This is a genomic window from Luteibacter sp. W1I16 (assembly GCF_050434905.1).
Lineage (GTDB): Bacteria > Pseudomonadota > Gammaproteobacteria > Xanthomonadales > Rhodanobacteraceae > Luteibacter.
Window position 1 is genome coordinate 2,077,758 of sequence record NZ_JBNDJJ010000001.1, and the last position, 16,837, is coordinate 2,094,594.

Genomic DNA, 16,837 nt, shown 5'->3' on the forward strand with positions numbered 1-16,837 from the left:
GTGAATCTATGAACGACGACGCGACCGGTTCGATCGAGAGGGCGATCGCCACGGGCGACCACGAGTTTCGTGAGTTGGCGGATTTCGCGCCGATCATGATCTGGCGTTCGGGGCCGGACAAGCTGTGCGACTGGTTCAACAAGCCCTGGCTCGACTACACCGGCCGCGACATGTCCGCGGAGATCGGCGAGGGCTGGGCATCCGGCGTCCATCCCGACGACCTGGAACGCTGCCTCGACACCTATGTGGATGCGTTCGACGCGCGCAGGCCGTTCTCGATGGAGTACCGCCTGCTCCGGCACGACGGCCAGTACCGCTGGCTACTGGATAATGGCGCGCCCTTCCATCGTGGCGGGAAGTTCGCCGGCTATTGGGGCAGCTGCGTCGATGTCTCCAGCCATCGCGACGCCGAGCGCGCGCAGCGCATCGTCATCAACGACCTCAACCATCGCATGAAGAACCTCCTCGCCGTGGTCCAGGCCATGGCCATGCAGAGTTTCAGCGACGACCGCCCGGTGGAGGTTTCGATGAGCGCCTTCAGCAACCGGCTGCGGGCCATGGCCCGTGCGCAGGACCTGCTGCTCGATCCCTCGCACGCCGACCTGACCGTGCGCGGGGTGATCGAAGCCGCGGTCGCGCCGCACGATCCCGGCGACGCCAGGATCGCCTTGGAGGGACCGCCCCTGGCACTAGAGCCGGAAGCCGCCGTGGCGATGGCCATGGCCGTCCATGAACTCCTGACCAATGCCTCCAAGTACGGCGCGCTTTCCACATCGTCGGGCACAGTGACCATCGAGTGGTCGCTGGTCGGGACACCCGGCGCAGCGAAAGCGCGGCTGGAATGGAAAGAGCGCGGCGGCCCGCCGGTGGCGACACCCATGCGCCGTGGATTCGGCACGCGGTTCATCGAGCGGGTGCTGGGCGGCCCCACGCGCGGGGAGGCGTCCGTCCGGTTCGAGCAGGATGGCGTCCGCGCCGTTTTCGAGGCTCCGGTGGGACCACCCGGGCACCCCATGCCGGGCAAGACGCCCCCTGTTGAATAAATGTCGGTCGCCCTTGTCGATACCGCCGGTCCACAATCGACGTCTCCATGAACGCCGGGAGTCCTTTCCGGTGACCAGCAAGGAGAACGGCGATGCGTTTCATGGTGATCGTAAGGGCGACCGAGGCTTCCGAAGCCGGCCAGATGCCGAGCGAGGAACTGCTCACGGCCATGGGCAATTACAACGAGGAACTCGTCCGGGCCGGCGTCATGCTCGCCGGGGAGGGCCTCCACCCCAGTAGCAAGGGCGCCCGTGTGCGTTTTTCCGGCGATCGCCGCGACGTCGTCGACGGCCCCTTCGCGGAAACCCGTGAACTCATCGCCGGTTTCTGGCTCATCCAGGTGCGCTCGCTCGACGAGGCGATCGAGTGGGTGAAGCGCGCACCCAACCCCTTCGAAGGGGAATCCGAAATCGAGATCCGCCGCATCTTCGAGGCGGAGGATTTCGGTGCCGAGTTCACCCCGGAAGCACGCGTCCAGGAAGAGCGCCTGCGCGCCGAACTCGCCTCACACCATTGACCCACGACAGACGGAGTTCGTCATGAAGATCCAGCCTTACCTCTTTTTCAACGGCACCTGCGAAGCGGCCTTCCGATTCTATGAGAAGGCGCTTGGCGGCAAGATCGGCGAATTGCATCGATTCAAGGACATGCCTCCACAGGAAGGCGCCGCCAACGACGGCTGCGGCGGCATGACGCCGGAAGCGCTCGCGGCCATGGGCGAGAAGGTCATGCACGTGAACCTGGTCGTCGGGGACCAGATGATCATGGGGTCGGACAGCCCCGACGATTCCCAGAACGGCATCCAGGGCGTCACCATCACCCTCGGCTTCACCGACGTGGAGGAAGGCCGCAAGGTGTACGAGGCGCTCTCGGAGAAGGGCAAGGTGCAGATGCCCTATGGCGAGACCTTCTGGGCCAACGGTTTCGCCATGTTCAAGGACCAGTTCGGGGTGCCCTGGATGATCAACGCCGGCGACAAGCCAAGCCCGTGAGGAGCCAACCATGCGATTCCTGATCATCCGCAAGGCGGACAGCGATAGTGAAGCCGGCGTGCGCCCCACGCGCGAGCTCATCGAGGCGATGGGCGACTATGTGGACACGCTTGCCGCAGACGGCCGTTTCCTCGCCGGCGAAGGTTTGAAACCCAGCCGGGAAGGCGTACGCGTGACCTTCGGACCAGACCGGAAGGCCGTCATACAGGACGGCCCGTTCACTGAAACGAAGGAGCTGGTCGCCGGTATCAGCATCATCGAGGCGGAGTCGATGGATGAAGCCGTGGATTGGGTGAAAGGCTGGCCGGCGGAAGATGCGCACGGCGACGCCGTGGTGGACATCCGCCCGATCGGCTGCCCCGGCGGCCTGGGCGGTTTCGGCGATCCCAGCGAAGCGGACTCGCCCATGTCCCGCTACATCGTGATGTTGAAGGCGAACGAACGCAGCGAAACCGATTGGGACCCGGGCCCGGAGATTCTTGGCCGCATGACCGAGGCCAACCGCGCAGGGCACGAGGCGGGCTTCCTCATCGCGGGACACGGCCTGTCGTCCAGCCGCCATGCCAAGCGGGTGCGCTTCGGCAAGGGCAAGCCCACGGTGTTCGACGGCCCGTTCGCCGAGATCAAGGAGATGGTCGCCGGGTTCTGGGTGCTTCGCGTCGATAGCCTCGACGATGTCATCGCCTGGGCGGAAAGCTATCCGTTCCCCGACGGCAACGACGCCCGGCTGGAAATCCGCGAGCTCTACCGCATGGAAGAACTGATGCCCGTGGCGTCCTGATTGCCGCAACGCGGCTTGCCACGCATGACGGCGGGTGCTGTCATGCGTGGCCATGACGAAACACGACACCCATCGCGCCATCGATGCGATCTGGAAGATCGAGTCGCCTCGCCTGATCGCCACGGTCGCGCGCATGGTGCGCGACCTCGATCTCGCCGAGGAACTGGCCCAGGACGCGCTCGTTTCCGCCCTGGAGCAGTGGCCGCGTGAAGGCGTGCCGCGCAATCCCGGCGCGTGGCTGACCCAGGCGGCGAAGCACCGCGCCGTGGATCGCATCCGGCGGGAACGCATGGCCGGCCGCAAGCTCGAAGCCCTTGGCAAGGATATGGAAGGTCTGCTCGAGTCGGACGACGACCGGCTGATCGACGCGCTCGACGACGACATCGGCGACGACATGCTGCGGTTGATCTTCACCGCCTGCCATCCGGCGCTGTCGATCGAGGCGCGCGTGGCGTTGACGCTTCGCCTGCTCGGCGGACTGACCACCGACGAGATCGCACGCGCGTTTCTCGTTCCCGAGGCCACGGTCGCCCAGCGCATCGTGCGGGCCAAGCGTAGCCTGGCGGATGAAGCCGTGGCCTACGAGGTGCCTCGCGGCGACGCCCTGAAGGAGAGGCTCGCGTCGGTGCTGCGCGTTCTCTACCTGATCTTCAACGAGGGATACGCCGCCACCACCGGTGGCGACTGGATGCGTCCCGCGCTCTGCGATGAAGCGCAGCGGCTGGGCCGCATCCTCGCCGAACTGATGCCTGGCGAAGCGGAAGTCCATGGGCTGGTGGCGCTCATGGAAATCCAGGCCTCCCGCGCAGGCGCACGTACCGGTCCGGACGGGCAGCCGATCCTGTTGCTCGACCAGGACCGGCACCGCTGGGACCGCCTGTTGATCGGGCGCGGCCTCACCGCGTTGGAACGCGCCGAGCGCCTGGGCGGCGCGCATGGCCCCTACGCGCTGCAAGCCGCCATCGCGGCCTGCCATGCACGCGCCACGCGTGCCGGCGATACCGACTGGCCGCGCATCGCCGCGTTGTACGCCGAGCTGGTCGAGGTCGTGCCTTCGCCTGTCGTTGAACTCAACCGCGCGGTGGCCGTGTCGATGTCCGAGGGGCCCGAGGCGGCCCTGCCCATCGTCGAGGCGCTGATCGGCGAGCCGTCGCTGCGCGACTATCACCTGTTGCCCAGCGTGCATGGCGACCTTCTGTTCCGCCTCGGCCGCATGGGCGACGCCCGCGAAGCGTTCCTACGCGCGGCGCGCATGACGCGGAACGAACGCGAACGCGTCCTGCTCGAATCACGGGCCCGGGCCTGCACGACCTCGATACCAGGTTGAACCCCGCGCGACCGTGCGCGCCTTCCCGAACCGTGTTAGCCTGCATCGCAAATGCAATGCAGGAGCGCGCCATGAAGACCGCCACCATTCCTTCGATCCGCGTGGAGCCCGCCTTCCGGGAGAAAGCCGAGGATGTCCTCGGCAAGGAGGAAACCCTGTCCGCCTTCGTCGAGACCGCCATGGCGGAAGCCATCGAGCGTCGAACCATGCAGCGCGAATTCGTTGCCCGTGGCCTTGCCTCACTGGCGCAGGCGGAGCGGACCGGCATCTATCACGCCGCGCAGAGCATACATAAGGAGGCCGCCGAGCGAATCGCCGCCGCGCGACGAAAGAAAGGAAAGGAATGACTTACGAGGTTCGCTACACGGATGGCGCGCGATCCGACCTCCTCCGCTTCACCGACTTCCTCGCCGGCCACGATCCGGACCTGGCCGAACGGGCGCTCGCGACGCTCGTGCGCGCCGTGCGGATCCTCGAGGAATTTCCCTATACCTGCCGCAAGGCGGAGGCGAACCATCCCTTCCTCCGCGAACTCGTGATTCCTTTCGGCGCCCACGGCTACGTGGCGCTTTTCCATATCGGCAAGGAACACGTGGCGATCGTCGCCATCCGCCACCAACGCGAAGACGACTACTTCGCCTGATCAGCGCTCAATGCGTGATGTCGATCTTGACGTTGGTGCCGTCGGGCACGTCCTGCAACTGCTGTAGTACCGAACCGGTCAGCTCGAAGTGCTCCCTGGCCGACACCGGGTTCAGGTTCTCGACCGTGTATTCGCCCTCGGCGAAGACCGGCAAGGTGACGTAGGTGTAGCACTCGCCTTCCGCCCGGGTCTTTCCCGCTTCGATCAGCGCTTCGACCAGTGGTGGCAACAGCCAGTCTTCGGCGACCTCCTCGCGCAGCAGGTTGTTGAACCCGGGAACGCTCTCCGCGACGCGCTCGATCTCGGCCGTCCCCGTGTTGAGCCAGAAGATGCCACCTTCGTCGGCTTCGTAGAACATGTCACCCAGCGCGGTGAACAGCAGAGGCGTGAAGGCGTCGCCGATGCGCCAGCGCCAGGATTCGGCGAGCGCGTCGATGGCGTCCTTGTCCGGCGTGCAGATGAGGTCGTTCCAGGAGAGGGCCATGGGGGCGCCTTTTGATCGGGGCCGCCATTTTAGGGTTCTTCCGGAAGTCCGGGAAGCAAGTTGGGAAGAGCCGTTCCGTGTGAACCCCTCTGCATCCGAGTGGGATTCAGCGGCCCGGCACGTCGTCCACGGCGCGGTTCACCGCGCGCACGAAGGCGGCCCGCGCGTTGGCCTGGGCCTCGTCCGTCGCCACGGGCCACGCCGCCAGTTGCACGATGACGAGGTGCCGCTTCGGATCGACGTGCAACAACTGGCCGAAGATGCCGATGCCTTCGAAGCTGCCATCGTCGTACGTCCACCACTGGTAGCCGTAGCCACGGCCCTTAACGCCGATGCCGGCGTGCGAGCGCGTGGCGTCGTCGAGCCAGCCATCGGCCAGCACGGACTTGCCGTCGGCGATGCCGCGGTCGAGCAGGAACTGGCCTAGCCGCGCGTAGTCGCCCAAGGTGGCGGACACGCCGGAGCCTCCGGCCTCCGTGCCGTCTACATCGTCCTTCAGCCACAACGCATCGGCGGCCATGCCATAGGGCTTCCAGATTTTCTCGGAAAGGTATGCCGCCAGCGTCTTGCCGGTCGCCCGGGTGACCAGGATGCCGATCAAGTCCGTCTCACCCGTCTTGTATACCCAGCGTTCGCCAGGCGCGAACTCGCGAGGCAACCGTGCCATGTACGAGACCAGCAAAGGAACGCCGGGCTGTCGCGCCCCTTCGTACATCATCGCCACATCCGACTTCGGATCGGCATAGTCCTCGTTCCAGCGCACACCCGAGGTCATCGAAAGCAGTTGCCGTATCGTCACGTCGCGATAGGCACCCGCGGCCAGTTCGGGGATGTAGCGCGTCACCTTGTCGTCGAGACCATGTATCGCGCCATCGCGCAAGGCGGCGCCGACCAGGGTGGAGGTGAACGACTTGGCCACGGAAAACGAAGTCCAGCGGGTAGCTGGACCGGCACCGAGGCCATAGCGTTCAAGGCGTACACGACCATCCTCGACCACCATGACACCCGCCACGTGGTGGGCGGCCATGTAACTTTCGAGCGTCGAACCGTCTTCGAAGCGCGGCGACAGCAGCGTGCCCACGGCTAGCGGATGCGCCTTGCCGTGCCGCACCACGTTGCTCGCGTAATGCGTTTCCATCGTGCGGAACGCCGCTTCGCGCTGCGGCTGGTTCCAGAACAGCACGTCGGTACGGCGAGCATGCGGCGCCGCGCATCCGGCAAGGAACATGAGGACAAGCAACGACCCAAGGCCCGGTGGGAGCCGCCGCCATGGGTAGGAGCCGAACAGGAGGGAGCCGACCTTGTCGGCGATCCCGCGGCAGCGGGCCAGTTTCCCGCAAGCACCCATCGCCGACAGGGTCGGCTCCCACCGAGCCTGCACGATCGCGGACAAGCCAAGCTCCCACCGATTGCGGGAAAGGCGGCTCACAAGGCTTTCCTCGTGCGGCGGCGGAGTTCGAAGGCGCCCAGTGCGAGCGAAGCGATCGCCAGCGGCCCGAGGCCGTAGATCACGCGATACGCCAGCAAGGCCGCCAGGACCTGGGCACGCTGCTCCTGCGGAAAGGCCGCCAGCGTCAGCGCTTCGAACGCGCCGATCCCGCCCGGTGTATTGCTGACGATGCCGGCGATGATCGCACCGACGTAGATCGGCGCGAAGTCGAGGAAGCTGCCCGCGACCTCGGTGGGAAGCAGCAGGTACATGGCGGCGATGGCGCCGATCATCTCGACCACGCCGATGACGATCTGTGCCCCGGCCGAGCGTGCCGAGGGCACGGGCGTGCTGAACTTCCAGACTCGCAGTTCGTCGTGCTTGCCGGCCAGCCAACGCAGCAAGAGGACGAAGAGGCTCACCAGCGCCGCACCCAGCCAACGCCCCCAGCCGTGAGCTATCGACGGCTCCAGCATCAGCGCGATGGCGGTCACGGCGGCGAAACCCATGGCCACGGCGAAACCGACCAATCCGACGATGCGCGCCACATCGGGTGCGCTCACGCCTCGTGTCGACAGGATGCGATAACGCAACGCCGTGCCGGTGATCGCGTGGAACCCGAGGGCGTTGCAGATCGCATGCGTGGTCGCGCCAGCGAAGATCTTCATGCGCATCGATACCTTGCCCGGCACCACCGTCTCGATGGCGAAGACGTCGTAGGCGGTGAGGCAGGCCCAGCTCAGCAAGGCCGCGGCGACGGAGCCCGCGACATGCCAGCCGGGAATCCGGTCGACGGCGTTGCGCACGTCGTGCCAGGCCATGCGCGCGATGTACCGGTGCAGGAGGAACGCGGCGACGCCGAGTATCGCCACCATCAGCACGTGCTTCGCCAGCCACGCGACGATCGCCTTCGGGGACCGCTTCTTGTCGTTATCCGTCACTGCTGCACTCTCACCCCATCGGGCGATCGCCCATGAACGGCGGGCATCATCCCACGAGGAGGGCCCTCGTCGTTCATCCTCGGCGTGACCGAATGACGCGGCGTTAGACGACGCGGCCGTCGCGCACTTCGATCGTGTGGCCGTCCATCGCCTCCACGTCGGCCGGATCGTGCGTGATCACCAGCAGCTGCAGGTCGAGGCGCGCCTGCAACGCCATCAGTTCCGCGCGCATGCGGCCACGCAGCGCGGGGTCCAGCGCCGCGAACGGTTCGTCGAGCAGCACGAGGCGCGGTTCGGCCGCCAGGGCGCGTGCCAGCGCGACACGTTGGCGCTGCCCACCGGAGATGCGCACCGGATAGCTATCGGCGACGACCGGCAGTTCGAACGTCTCGATCCAGCGGCGCACGCGGTCGTCGTGGGCGCGGCGGCGCGGATTGAGCCAACCGCGCGCCAGCCCGAAGCCGATGTTCTGCGCGACAGTGAGGTGCGGGAACAGGGCGTAATCCTGGAACACATACGCCACTTCGCGGTCGCGCGCCGGCAGATTCACACCCGCCGCGACGTCCAGCAGCGTGCGCCCGTCGACGCGGACATGGCCCGCGTCCGGCGTGAGCAGGCCGGCCATCGTGCGCAAGGTCAGGCTCTTGCCCGCACCGGAGGGGCCGTAGATGACGATACGCCGGTGCTCCGACACGAAGCTCACGTCCAGGTCGAAGTGCCGGTCGTCGGCGCGCAGCGTCGTGCGAATGGCGACGTCGACGCTCATGGGCGCGTCCGCCGCAGGTGAGCGGGCGCCAGCCAGCCGGCAAGCAGCAGGGCGGCGACGCACGTCACCGACGTGACCGCCACCATGATGCCCGCGGAGCGATCGTCGCCCGCCTGCACCGCGGCGTAGATCGCGACGGACAAGGTTTGCGTCCGCCCGGGAAGATTGCCGGCGATCATCAACGTCGCGCCGAATTCACCCAATGCACGGGCGAAAGCGAGCAGAGCGCCGGCCGTGATGCCCCGCGCGGCCAGCGGCAGCGATACACGGAAGAACACCGCCGCCTCGCGCAGGCCCAGCACCCTCGCGGCGTCTTCCATCTGTGGATCGACCGCCTCGAAAGCCGCGCGCGCGGCTTTCTGCACCAGCGGGAATGCGACCAGGGTGGAGGCGATCACCGCGCCCTGCCAGGTGAAGACGAGCTGGATGCCGAGGCGGTCCAGCCATTCGCCGAACACGCCGCGGCGGCCGAGCAATACGAGCAGGTAATAGCCCAGCACCGTGGGGGGCAACACCAGCGGCAAGGTCAGGATCGAATCGACCAGTTCACGCGCATGTGAACGCCAGCGCGAGAGGCCAAAGGCCACGGCCACGCCGAGGACGAGATTGATCGCGGTCGCCCACAGCGCGACCTTGAGTGAAAGCGCGAGGGGAATCCAGACCGCGCCCACGGGCCTCAGGGAGCCTGGAAACCGAAGCCGGCGAGGATCGCCCGTCCTTCGGCCGATTGCACGAACGCCTCGAACCGGCCTGCCTCGGCCGCCTGTTTCGAACCCGCGACGATGGCGATCGGATAGGTGATCGGTACAGGCATGGGCACGATGGCCGCCACGTGCACCTTGTCCCTCATGATCGAGGCATCGGTGGCGAAAACGAAACCGGCATCGACCTCTCCCCGGGCCACATAGTCCAGTCCCTGGCGCACGTTCTGCGCCAGCACGCCCTTTGCCGACACCGTGTCCCACAGCCCCTGATGTTCCAGGGCCGACCTGGTGTAGCGGCCCGCAGGCACGGACGCCGGATCGCCATAGGCCACACGCTTTACCGCCGGGTCCCGCAAACCGGCCACCGAGGTCACGCGCACCCGGCCATCCTTCGGCACGACCAGGACGAGCCGGTTGCTGGCGAAGTCCCTCCGCGTGGCCGGATCCACGGCACCGGCCGCCACGGCCTTGTCCATGGCCGCCTGGTCGGCGGAGGCGAACACATCGGCCGGGGCGCCGTTAGAGATCTGGCGCAGCAACACGTCCGAGGCGGCGAAATTGAGGATGACACGCGTCTCCGGATGCCTGTCCTCATAGGCCTTGCCCACCGCCCGGAAGGCGTCGGTCAGGCTGGCGGCCGCCGATACGACGAGCTCGGCGGCGGTCGCGCTGACCGGGCCGGCAAGAAAGAACAGCGCGGCGACGAACGGCCGAAGGCGCATGAGGAGGGGGTCCGGACGTGGGTCACCGCAATATAGGAACCTGCATGGCGGTCGGTCAATGACATTCCACCCGACGCGTCCGCGCAGGAATCGCCAAGCCACCCGTGGCCATCGATGGCAGTTTGGGCGCTGTATCGAGGGTGGAAGGGGCCCGCATGAAACACGCGCTGCGCATCATCGGGGGACTGCTGGTGCTCGGCACGCTGGCGGTGCTCCTGTTCTTCTGGCTGGACCGCACGGAAACGACCACCGATGCCTACGTGACCGGGCGCATCCATCCCGTGGCCCCGCGTGTCACCGGCACCGTGCAGACGCTGCGGGTGAACGACAACCAGCACGTGAAAGCCGGCGACGTGTTGCTGGAGCTGGATACGCGCGACTTCGACGTGCGCGTGGAGCAGGCGCGGGCGGAGATCGACCGGGCGAAGGGCCAGCTGGCCAGCGCGGAGGCGCAGATCGCCGAGGCGGAGGCGTCCATCGTCGCCGCCGAGGCGAGCGTTCGGAAGACCGCGCTGGACCTGCGGCGCACGGGCGAGCTCGTGAACGAGACGCCACGCGGCGTCTCGCAACAGGAATACGACGCGGCCAAGGCCGCCGCCGACTCGGCCGTGGCCAACCGTGCCAGCGCCGGCGCGCGCAAAGTAGCCGCGCTCGCCGCCCGCGAATCGGCCAAGGCGCAAGTCGCCACCGCGGATGCCTCGTTGCACGACGCCTCGCTTGCCTACGGATACACGCGCGTGACCGCTGCGGTCAGTGGCTACGTCGGACGTCGCACCGTCGAGGTCGGCGCCCGCGTCAACGCGGGCCAGACCCTGCTCTCCATCGTCTCCGACGAGGTATGGGTGGTCGCCAACTTCAAGGAAACCCAGCTGCACGGCATGCACCGCGGCACCGAGGCGCGCATGACGGTCGACGCGATTCCCGGCGTGACCTTCATCGGCCATCTGGACAGTCTTTCTCCGGCCTCCGGTTCACAGTTCGCCTTGCTTCCGCCTGATAACGCCACCGGCAACTTCACCAAGGTGGTGCAGCGCGTGCCGGTGAAGATCCTCTTCTCCGCGGAAGACCTCGGCCGTTATCGCGAGCGGCTGGCGCCCGGGCTGTCGACCGTCGTGAAGATCCGCGGCGAAGGGGAAAAAGCGCCATGAAGGCGCGGCCGTTCCTGCTGGCGATCCTCGCCCTCGACCTGGGCGGTTGCGTGGTCGGCCCCGACTACCGGCGTCCGAATGTGTCCTCTCCCGCCCGCTGGCGCGATGCCCCCGCGTCCTCCGTGCCGGCCGCCGTGTTGCCGGACGCATGGTGGAGCCTGTTCGGTGACGAGGAGCTGGGCCGTCACGTGGAAGCGGCCCTCGCCGCGAACCAGGACCTGGCCGTGGCGCTGGCCCGCTACGACCAGAGCCGTGCCCTGCTCGGCGTCGCGCGGGCCGACGAATTTCCCGATGTCGCCCTCGATCCCGCCTTCGCACGCGGACGCACCTCGGGCAACGTATCGAACCGGCTGCCCGAACTCGAAACCACGCTCTGGCGCGTGCCGGTCGATGTCGCGTACGAGGTGGACCTCTGGGGCCGCGTGCGGCGTAGCGTGGAGGCCGCCGGCGCGGACGTGGAAAGCGGTGCCGACGCGGTGGCGGCGCTACGCCTGAGCCTCGCGGCCACCACGGCGTCGACCTACCTGTCGCTGCGCAGCACCGACCGCGATATCGACGTGCTCGCGCGCACGGTGAGCCTGCGCGAGGATGCCCTGCATCTTGCGGAACGGCGTGCGCACGCCGGCGTCGTCGGCGATCTCGACGTGCTCCGCGCGCGCGCCGACCTGACCCAGACCCGCGCCGATCTCGCCGACGCGCACCGCCGGAGGGACAACCTGGAGCACGCGCTGGCCGTGCTCCAGGCGCGCCACGCGCCGGATTTCTCGGTGGCACCCCGGCCCTGGATACCGAACGTTCCCGAGGTACCCGCCGGATTGCCTTCCTCGTTGCTCGAACGGCGGCCTGACGTCGCGGGCAACGAACGATCGCTGGCCGCCGCGAGCGCGCGGATCGGCGTGGCGCGAGCCGCCTTTTTTCCGCAGGTGAAACTCACCGCCTCCGGCGGCGTCGCCAGCAATGGCCTGGGTGACCTCACCGCCGCCGACAGCCGCGCATGGTCGATCGGGCCGTCCGTGCACCTGCCGATCTTCGAAGGCGGACGCAACCGCTCCCGCCTGCAAGCCGCGGAAGCGGCTTATCGCGGCGCGCTCGCGAACTGGCGCCAAAGCGGCATCGTCGCCTTCCGCGAAGTGCAGGACGCCCTCGGCGATACGCGCTGGTTGCGCGAGCGTGGCGAGGCGCTCGATGCCACGGTGGAAGCCGCCACCGCGACGGCGAAAGTCTCCCGTTCCCGTTACGACCGTGGCCTCGCCGGTTACTTCGAGGTGGTGGATTCCGAGCGGCAGGCCCTGGCCAGCCAGCGCGCCGCGATCCAGAACGACCAGCAGCGACTGCTCGCCGCGGTGTCGCTGATCAAGGCATTGGGCGGTGGATGGCAGGAAGGCGACAGCGTGCCGAGGCAACCGGTGGCGAGCGCGCCGGATTCCCCATGAACGCGGTCGCCGGCACCGCCACCGCGACTCCCGCGCAGCCCGCCAACCTGCCCTGGCTGGGCATCGTGGCCGTGCTCGTCGGCGCGGTCGCCACGACGCTTACCTCACGCCTCACCTCCATCGGCCTGGCCGACCTGCGGGGGGCGATCGGCGCCGGCTTCGACGAGGGTGCATGGATACCGACGGCGTTCTCGGCATCGCAGATGATGATCGGGCCGCTGGCGATCTTCCTCGGCCGCGCGTTCACGCCGCGGCGTGTGCTGCTGGTGGGCTGCGTCGTCTATGGACTGGCCGAGTTCCTGATTCCCTTTTCGCCGGACCTGCGCACGCTCATTGTGTTGCAGGTTTTCGCCGGCCTCGGCTCGGGCACGTTCATCCCGTTGACGGCATCGTTCATCCTGCTCAGCCTGCCACGCAACCTCTGGCCGTGGGGGCTGGCGGCGTACGCGATGAACATCATCCTCGGCCTCAATGTCGCCTCGTCGCTGGAAGGCTGGTATGTCGAGCACGTGACCTGGGACTGGATCTTCTGGCAGAACACGGTGGTCGCGTTTCCCTTGTTCGCGCTTTACTGGTTCGGCCTGCGCCGCCTTCCCATCGATCGCGAATACCTTCGTGGCGGCGATTTCCGCGGCATGCTCATCGGCGCCTCCGGTTTCACCCTCGTGTTCATCGGCCTCGACCAGGGCGACCGCCTGGATTGGTTTTCCTCCACGCTGGTCGTCACCCTGCTCGCCTCGGGCGTCATGCTGCTGGGGTTGTTCCTGTTGCACGAGTCGACGCTGGACACGCCGAGCGTGGATTTCGGCCTTCTGGTCCGCCGCAACGTGTTCGTTCTCATCGTGCTGGTGCTCGCGACCCGCTTCCTGGTGACCTCGAGCAACACGCTGGTCGCGAACTACCTCATCCAGGTACGCGGCCTGCGCCCCCTGGAGGTGGGCAACGCGCTGCTCTGGGTCGCGTTGCCCCAATTGATCATCGCGCCCACGGTGGCGTGGCTGCTCAACCGGATCGATGCACGCTTCGCCATCGGCACGGGCTTCGCGATCGCCACGGCGGGATTCCTTCTCGCGACCGGCATCACCTCGCAATGGGTGGAAGGTAATTTCAGCCTCGCGCTGCTCTTGCAGGCGGTCGGCGAAACACTGGAACTGACCGCGGTGATCTATTTCTTCGGCCATCACGTGGGGCCAACCGATGGCATCACGTTCGGCGCGATCATCCAGACGGCGCGGTTATTCGGTGGCGAACTGGGCACGTCGCTGTTGATCATGTTCACGCGCAAGGCGGAGCAATGGCATTCGAACCTGATCGGCCAGCATGTGACGGTCAACGATCCCGTCACCGCCGAGCGCATCGCCGCCTATGCGCGTGTCGTCGGCTCGGCCAGCCAGGGCGCGGGCGAGGCGGAGGCGCGTGGCGCCGGGCTGCTTTCATCCACGATCCGCGCGCAGGCGTACACCCTGTCCATCCTCGACGGCTTTCTCCTCGCCTCCTGCGTGGGGGTGCTCGGCGTGGCGCTGGTGTTGTTGCTGCGCGAACCGCCGGTGATCGCCACGGCGCCCGCCGTGCCACCCCTGCCCCCGTCATAGGGACTCGCGCGCCAGCGACACCGTGTCGCATGGCCTTCACGGCCGGCCGTGCGATGATCCCTGGACCCATGTCCAGGGTTGCAACATAGGGGCGCGCCGGTGCGTCGAGGTCGGACAAGAAGCAGCTGGTTGGCATGGGTGGCGCTCGTCGCCGTCTGGCTCACCGCGCTCGCGCCGACGGTATCGCGGACGGCGGAAGTCTTCGTCTTTCCCGATCTTGGCGCATGGTGCGAAAGCGCCCCCGGCGAACACCACGGCGACGGGCACGACACGCGTGATGCCGGTCTCGATGCGGCATGCGGGTATTGCACCCTGTTCACCCAGCAACCCGCGCTTGCCGGGTCGTTCTTCATCGGCCACGTGCATGTGCCGCCCGTTCCGTCACCGGCCATGTCGCCAGCCGTCCTTCACGGCGTGGCGCTGCTCACGGCCCATGCGTCGCCCAGAGGTCCGCCGTCCGCCGCGCACGCCTGATCGCTCCCGATCCCGACGTACGCCAACGACCACGGACCCTGCTCCCATGCCTCTGCTTCCCTATCATGGACGCGCGCTCGCGCGTGCCATCGTCTGCGTCATCGGCACCTCTCCGCTCACGGTGCATGCCACCGATGGCATCGACGAGCCGCAGCGCACGACGACGCTGCGCGAGGTGCGCGTCTCGGCCGCCAGCCATGCCAGCACCGTCGATCCCGACATGCCTTCCGCGGTGGAGACCATCAGCGCCGCACAACTCGACCGGCTCGCCATCGTCAATACCGAAGACGCCTTGAAGTACCTGCCTTCCTTCGGCATCCGCAAACGCTTCAGCGGTGACGAGAACGCCACCTTCTCCGTACGTGGCACGAGCAACCAGCAAAGTGCACGGGGACTCGTCTACCTCGACGGCCTGCTGCTCTCCAACCTGCTTGGCAACAACTGGGCGAATCCACCCCGCTGGTCCATGGCGTTTCCGGAGAACCTGGCGCGCGTGGAGGTGATCTACGGCGCCTATTCCGCGCTGTATCCCGGGAACGCCATCGGCGCGACGGTGCTCATGACCACGCGCATGCCCGAGAAGCTGGAAGTCTCGGGCCAGGTGCAGGCGTTCACCCAGCACGTCGATACCTACGGCGTGGACCGCGACTACGGCGGCAGCCGGCAGAGCGCGACGATAGGCGACCGTTCCGGCCGCTTCGCCTTCCTCCTCGGCGTCGCGCACCTGCAATCGAATGGGCAGCCGCTGGTCTACGCGACGCAGAACCGTTCCGCGCTGCGCGGCGCGTCGAATTCCGTCACGGGCGCGATCGCCGATACGGGCGCGAATGGCTTGCCGCGTGAAGTGCTGGGCATCAACAGCGAGGGACAGGAAGCGACCAGCCAAGACGAGGCGCACCTGCGGCTCAGCTACGATTTCACGCCCGAGGTGACCGGCGCGTTCACCGCCGGCTACTGGAAGCAGGACCTGTCGCATCGCACGGAAACCTTCCTGCGCGACGGCAACGGCAACCCCGTCTGGTCGGGTCCCGTCACGATCGACGGCCGCCAGTACACGATTCCCGCGAACTTCTTCGCTCCCAGCACGCGGCAGAGTCAAAATACGCTCTACGGTGTTTCACTAGGGACTCACCGGAAAAACGGATGGAACATCGAGACCGATGCCTCGCTGTTCGACATGGGCCGCAACCGCGACCGCGTGGCTTCCGGGGTGACCTACGATGGCCCGGGCCTGCTGACCGCCGGGGACGGCAGCCGCTGGCGCACGTTCGACCTTCGCGCCAGCCACACGCCGGATTCGCTCTCGCCGAACACGCATACCGTGAGCTTCGGATACCACTTCGATGGTTACCGGCTCGACAACGCCAGCTACACGCTCGCGCAGTGGCGCACGGGAGGCGCGGGTGCGCTCACCGCCGCCAACGGCGGCAGCACCCAGACGCAGGCGGTATACCTCCAGGACGCGTGGCAGCTCGACGACCGGTGGCGCCTGACGGTGGGTGCGCGATACGAGCAGTGGCGTGCCTTCGGCGGATCGCGCACGACGGGTGCCGCGTCGACCGGCTATCCCGCGCGCGACGAATCGCACACATCGCCCAAGGCGTCGCTGGCGTGGAACGTGGCCGACAACGTGGTGATGCGGCTCTCGGGGGCCCGGGCCTATCGTTTCCCGACGGTCAACGAACTGTTCCAGGGGAGTTTCAACGGCATCTCGCTGATCAACAACGATCCGGACCTGAAGCCCGAAAACGATCTCTCGCGCGAGCTGTCGGTTGAATGGTACCGGGAGAACAGCCTTACCCGCTTCACGCTCTACCGCAGCGACACGCGGGACACGTTGTTCAGCCAGACCGACACCACCGTGTTTCCCAATGTCACCAGCGTGCAGAACGTGGATCTCGTGCGCACGCGCGGCGCGGAGCTGAGTTACGACGGGCGCGACGTCCTGTGGCAGGGATTCGACCTGACAGCCAACGCGGCGTATACGCAAGCGACGACCGTGCGAAACACCCGCAACCCGGGCTCCGAGGGAAAACAGTTCTATCGCATACCGCGCTGGCGGGCGAACGTCATCGCCACCTGGCGCGCGACCGAACGGTTTTCGCTGGTGCTGGCCGGGCGCTACTCGGGGCGGCAGTACAACACGCTCGACCACAGCGATGTGAATCCGGACACGTTCGGCGGCGCCAGCGATTTCCTCGTATTCGATGCGAAACTCAACTGGAAGATGAGTCCGCACGTCGAGCTTGGCATCGGTGTCGATAACCTCACCGACCGCCGCTATTACGTGTACTACCCCTACCCTTCGCGAACCTGGCTGATGGAGGCTACCTTCCGCCTCTGACCGGCAGGCGGCG

Annotated in this window: 18 protein-coding genes; 12 read left to right on the plus strand and 6 right to left on the minus strand. The window is 67.2% G+C overall.

Annotated features, from left to right (window positions below):
• Positions 1 to 8: 8 nt before the first annotated feature.
• The 7 genes from QFZ41_RS09265 to QFZ41_RS09295 all read left to right on the plus strand — a co-directional run bounded on the left by QFZ41_RS09265 (position 9) and on the right by QFZ41_RS09295 (position 4,787).
• Positions 9 to 1,043 (plus strand): HWE histidine kinase domain-containing protein, encoded by a 1,035-nt coding sequence (locus QFZ41_RS09265; RefSeq protein WP_429198491.1) that lies wholly within the window; start codon positions 9 to 11, stop codon positions 1,041 to 1,043.
• A gap of 92 nt (positions 1,044 to 1,135) precedes the next feature.
• Positions 1,136 to 1,561, plus strand: a complete 426-nt coding sequence (locus QFZ41_RS09270; RefSeq protein ID WP_429198492.1) for a YciI family protein — start codon at positions 1,136 to 1,138, stop codon at positions 1,559 to 1,561.
• Positions 1,562 to 1,583: 22 nt separating this feature from the next.
• On the plus strand, positions 1,584 to 2,036 hold the full coding sequence (locus QFZ41_RS09275; protein ID WP_429198493.1) for a VOC family protein: 453 nt from the start codon (positions 1,584 to 1,586) through the stop codon (positions 2,034 to 2,036).
• 10 nt (positions 2,037 to 2,046) lie between these two features.
• On the plus strand, positions 2,047 to 2,817 hold the full coding sequence (locus tag QFZ41_RS09280; protein WP_429198494.1) for a YciI family protein: 771 nt from the start codon (positions 2,047 to 2,049) through the stop codon (positions 2,815 to 2,817).
• A 52-nt stretch (positions 2,818 to 2,869) separates the two neighbouring features.
• Positions 2,870 to 4,144: an RNA polymerase sigma factor gene (locus QFZ41_RS09285; protein ID WP_429198495.1), complete on the plus strand. Its 1,275-nt coding sequence runs from the start codon at positions 2,870 to 2,872 to the stop codon at positions 4,142 to 4,144.
• Between the two features lie 71 nt (positions 4,145 to 4,215).
• Complete coding sequence (locus QFZ41_RS09290; RefSeq protein WP_429198496.1) at positions 4,216 to 4,491, plus strand: YlcI/YnfO family protein; 276 nt, start codon at positions 4,216 to 4,218, stop codon at positions 4,489 to 4,491.
• The gene (locus QFZ41_RS09295) at positions 4,488 to 4,787 is read left to right on the plus strand and encodes a type II toxin-antitoxin system RelE/ParE family toxin (protein ID WP_429198497.1); all 300 of its coding nucleotides are present in this window, start codon (positions 4,488 to 4,490) and stop codon (positions 4,785 to 4,787) included. The genes QFZ41_RS09290 and QFZ41_RS09295 overlap by 4 nt, the downstream gene beginning before the upstream one ends.
• A 7-nt stretch (positions 4,788 to 4,794) precedes the next feature.
• On the opposite strand, the gene QFZ41_RS09300 is transcribed toward QFZ41_RS09295, so the two are convergent.
• From QFZ41_RS09300 to modA, 6 genes are all read right to left on the minus strand, one after another.
• Positions 4,795 to 5,271: a T6SS immunity protein Tdi1 domain-containing protein gene (locus tag QFZ41_RS09300; RefSeq protein WP_429198498.1), complete on the minus strand. Its 477-nt coding sequence runs from the start codon at positions 5,269 to 5,271 to the stop codon at positions 4,795 to 4,797.
• A 106-nt stretch (positions 5,272 to 5,377) separates the two neighbouring features.
• On the minus strand, positions 5,378 to 6,700 hold the full coding sequence (locus tag QFZ41_RS09305; protein WP_429198499.1) for a serine hydrolase domain-containing protein: 1,323 nt from the start codon (positions 6,698 to 6,700) through the stop codon (positions 5,378 to 5,380).
• Complete coding sequence (locus QFZ41_RS09310; RefSeq protein ID WP_429198500.1) at positions 6,697 to 7,641, minus strand: lysylphosphatidylglycerol synthase transmembrane domain-containing protein; 945 nt, start codon at positions 7,639 to 7,641, stop codon at positions 6,697 to 6,699. Before QFZ41_RS09310 ends, QFZ41_RS09305 begins: the two co-directional genes overlap by 4 nt.
• Before the next feature lie 103 nt (positions 7,642 to 7,744).
• On the minus strand, positions 7,745 to 8,407 hold the full coding sequence (locus QFZ41_RS09315) for an ATP-binding cassette domain-containing protein (protein WP_429198501.1): 663 nt from the start codon (positions 8,405 to 8,407) through the stop codon (positions 7,745 to 7,747).
• The gene (gene modB / locus QFZ41_RS09320) at positions 8,404 to 9,078 is read right to left on the minus strand and encodes a molybdate ABC transporter permease subunit (protein WP_429198502.1); all 675 of its coding nucleotides are present in this window, start codon (positions 9,076 to 9,078) and stop codon (positions 8,404 to 8,406) included. The genes QFZ41_RS09315 and modB overlap by 4 nt, the downstream gene beginning before the upstream one ends.
• A 5-nt stretch (positions 9,079 to 9,083) precedes the next feature.
• Positions 9,084 to 9,833 (minus strand): molybdate ABC transporter substrate-binding protein, encoded by a 750-nt coding sequence (modA, locus tag QFZ41_RS09325; protein ID WP_429198503.1) that lies wholly within the window; start codon positions 9,831 to 9,833, stop codon positions 9,084 to 9,086.
• A 155-nt stretch (positions 9,834 to 9,988) separates the two neighbouring features.
• Here modA and QFZ41_RS09330 point away from each other — a divergent pair, with 155 nt between their 5' ends.
• From QFZ41_RS09330 to QFZ41_RS09350, 5 genes are all read left to right on the plus strand, one after another.
• Positions 9,989 to 10,981, plus strand: a complete 993-nt coding sequence (locus QFZ41_RS09330) for an HlyD family secretion protein (RefSeq protein ID WP_429198504.1) — start codon at positions 9,989 to 9,991, stop codon at positions 10,979 to 10,981.
• Positions 10,978 to 12,414: an efflux transporter outer membrane subunit gene (locus QFZ41_RS09335; RefSeq protein WP_429198505.1), complete on the plus strand. Its 1,437-nt coding sequence runs from the start codon at positions 10,978 to 10,980 to the stop codon at positions 12,412 to 12,414. The genes QFZ41_RS09330 and QFZ41_RS09335 overlap by 4 nt, the downstream gene beginning before the upstream one ends.
• Positions 12,411 to 14,006, plus strand: coding sequence for an MFS transporter (locus QFZ41_RS09340; protein WP_429198506.1), 1,596 nt, complete (start codon positions 12,411 to 12,413; stop codon positions 14,004 to 14,006). The genes QFZ41_RS09335 and QFZ41_RS09340 overlap by 4 nt, the downstream gene beginning before the upstream one ends.
• Before the next feature lie 138 nt (positions 14,007 to 14,144).
• On the plus strand, positions 14,145 to 14,480 hold the full coding sequence (locus QFZ41_RS09345) for a DUF2946 family protein (protein ID WP_429200211.1): 336 nt from the start codon (positions 14,145 to 14,147) through the stop codon (positions 14,478 to 14,480).
• Positions 14,481 to 14,526: 46 nt separating this feature from the next.
• Positions 14,527 to 16,824 (plus strand): TonB-dependent receptor, encoded by a 2,298-nt coding sequence (locus QFZ41_RS09350; protein WP_429198507.1) that lies wholly within the window; start codon positions 14,527 to 14,529, stop codon positions 16,822 to 16,824.
• Positions 16,825 to 16,837: the final 13 nt, after the last annotated feature.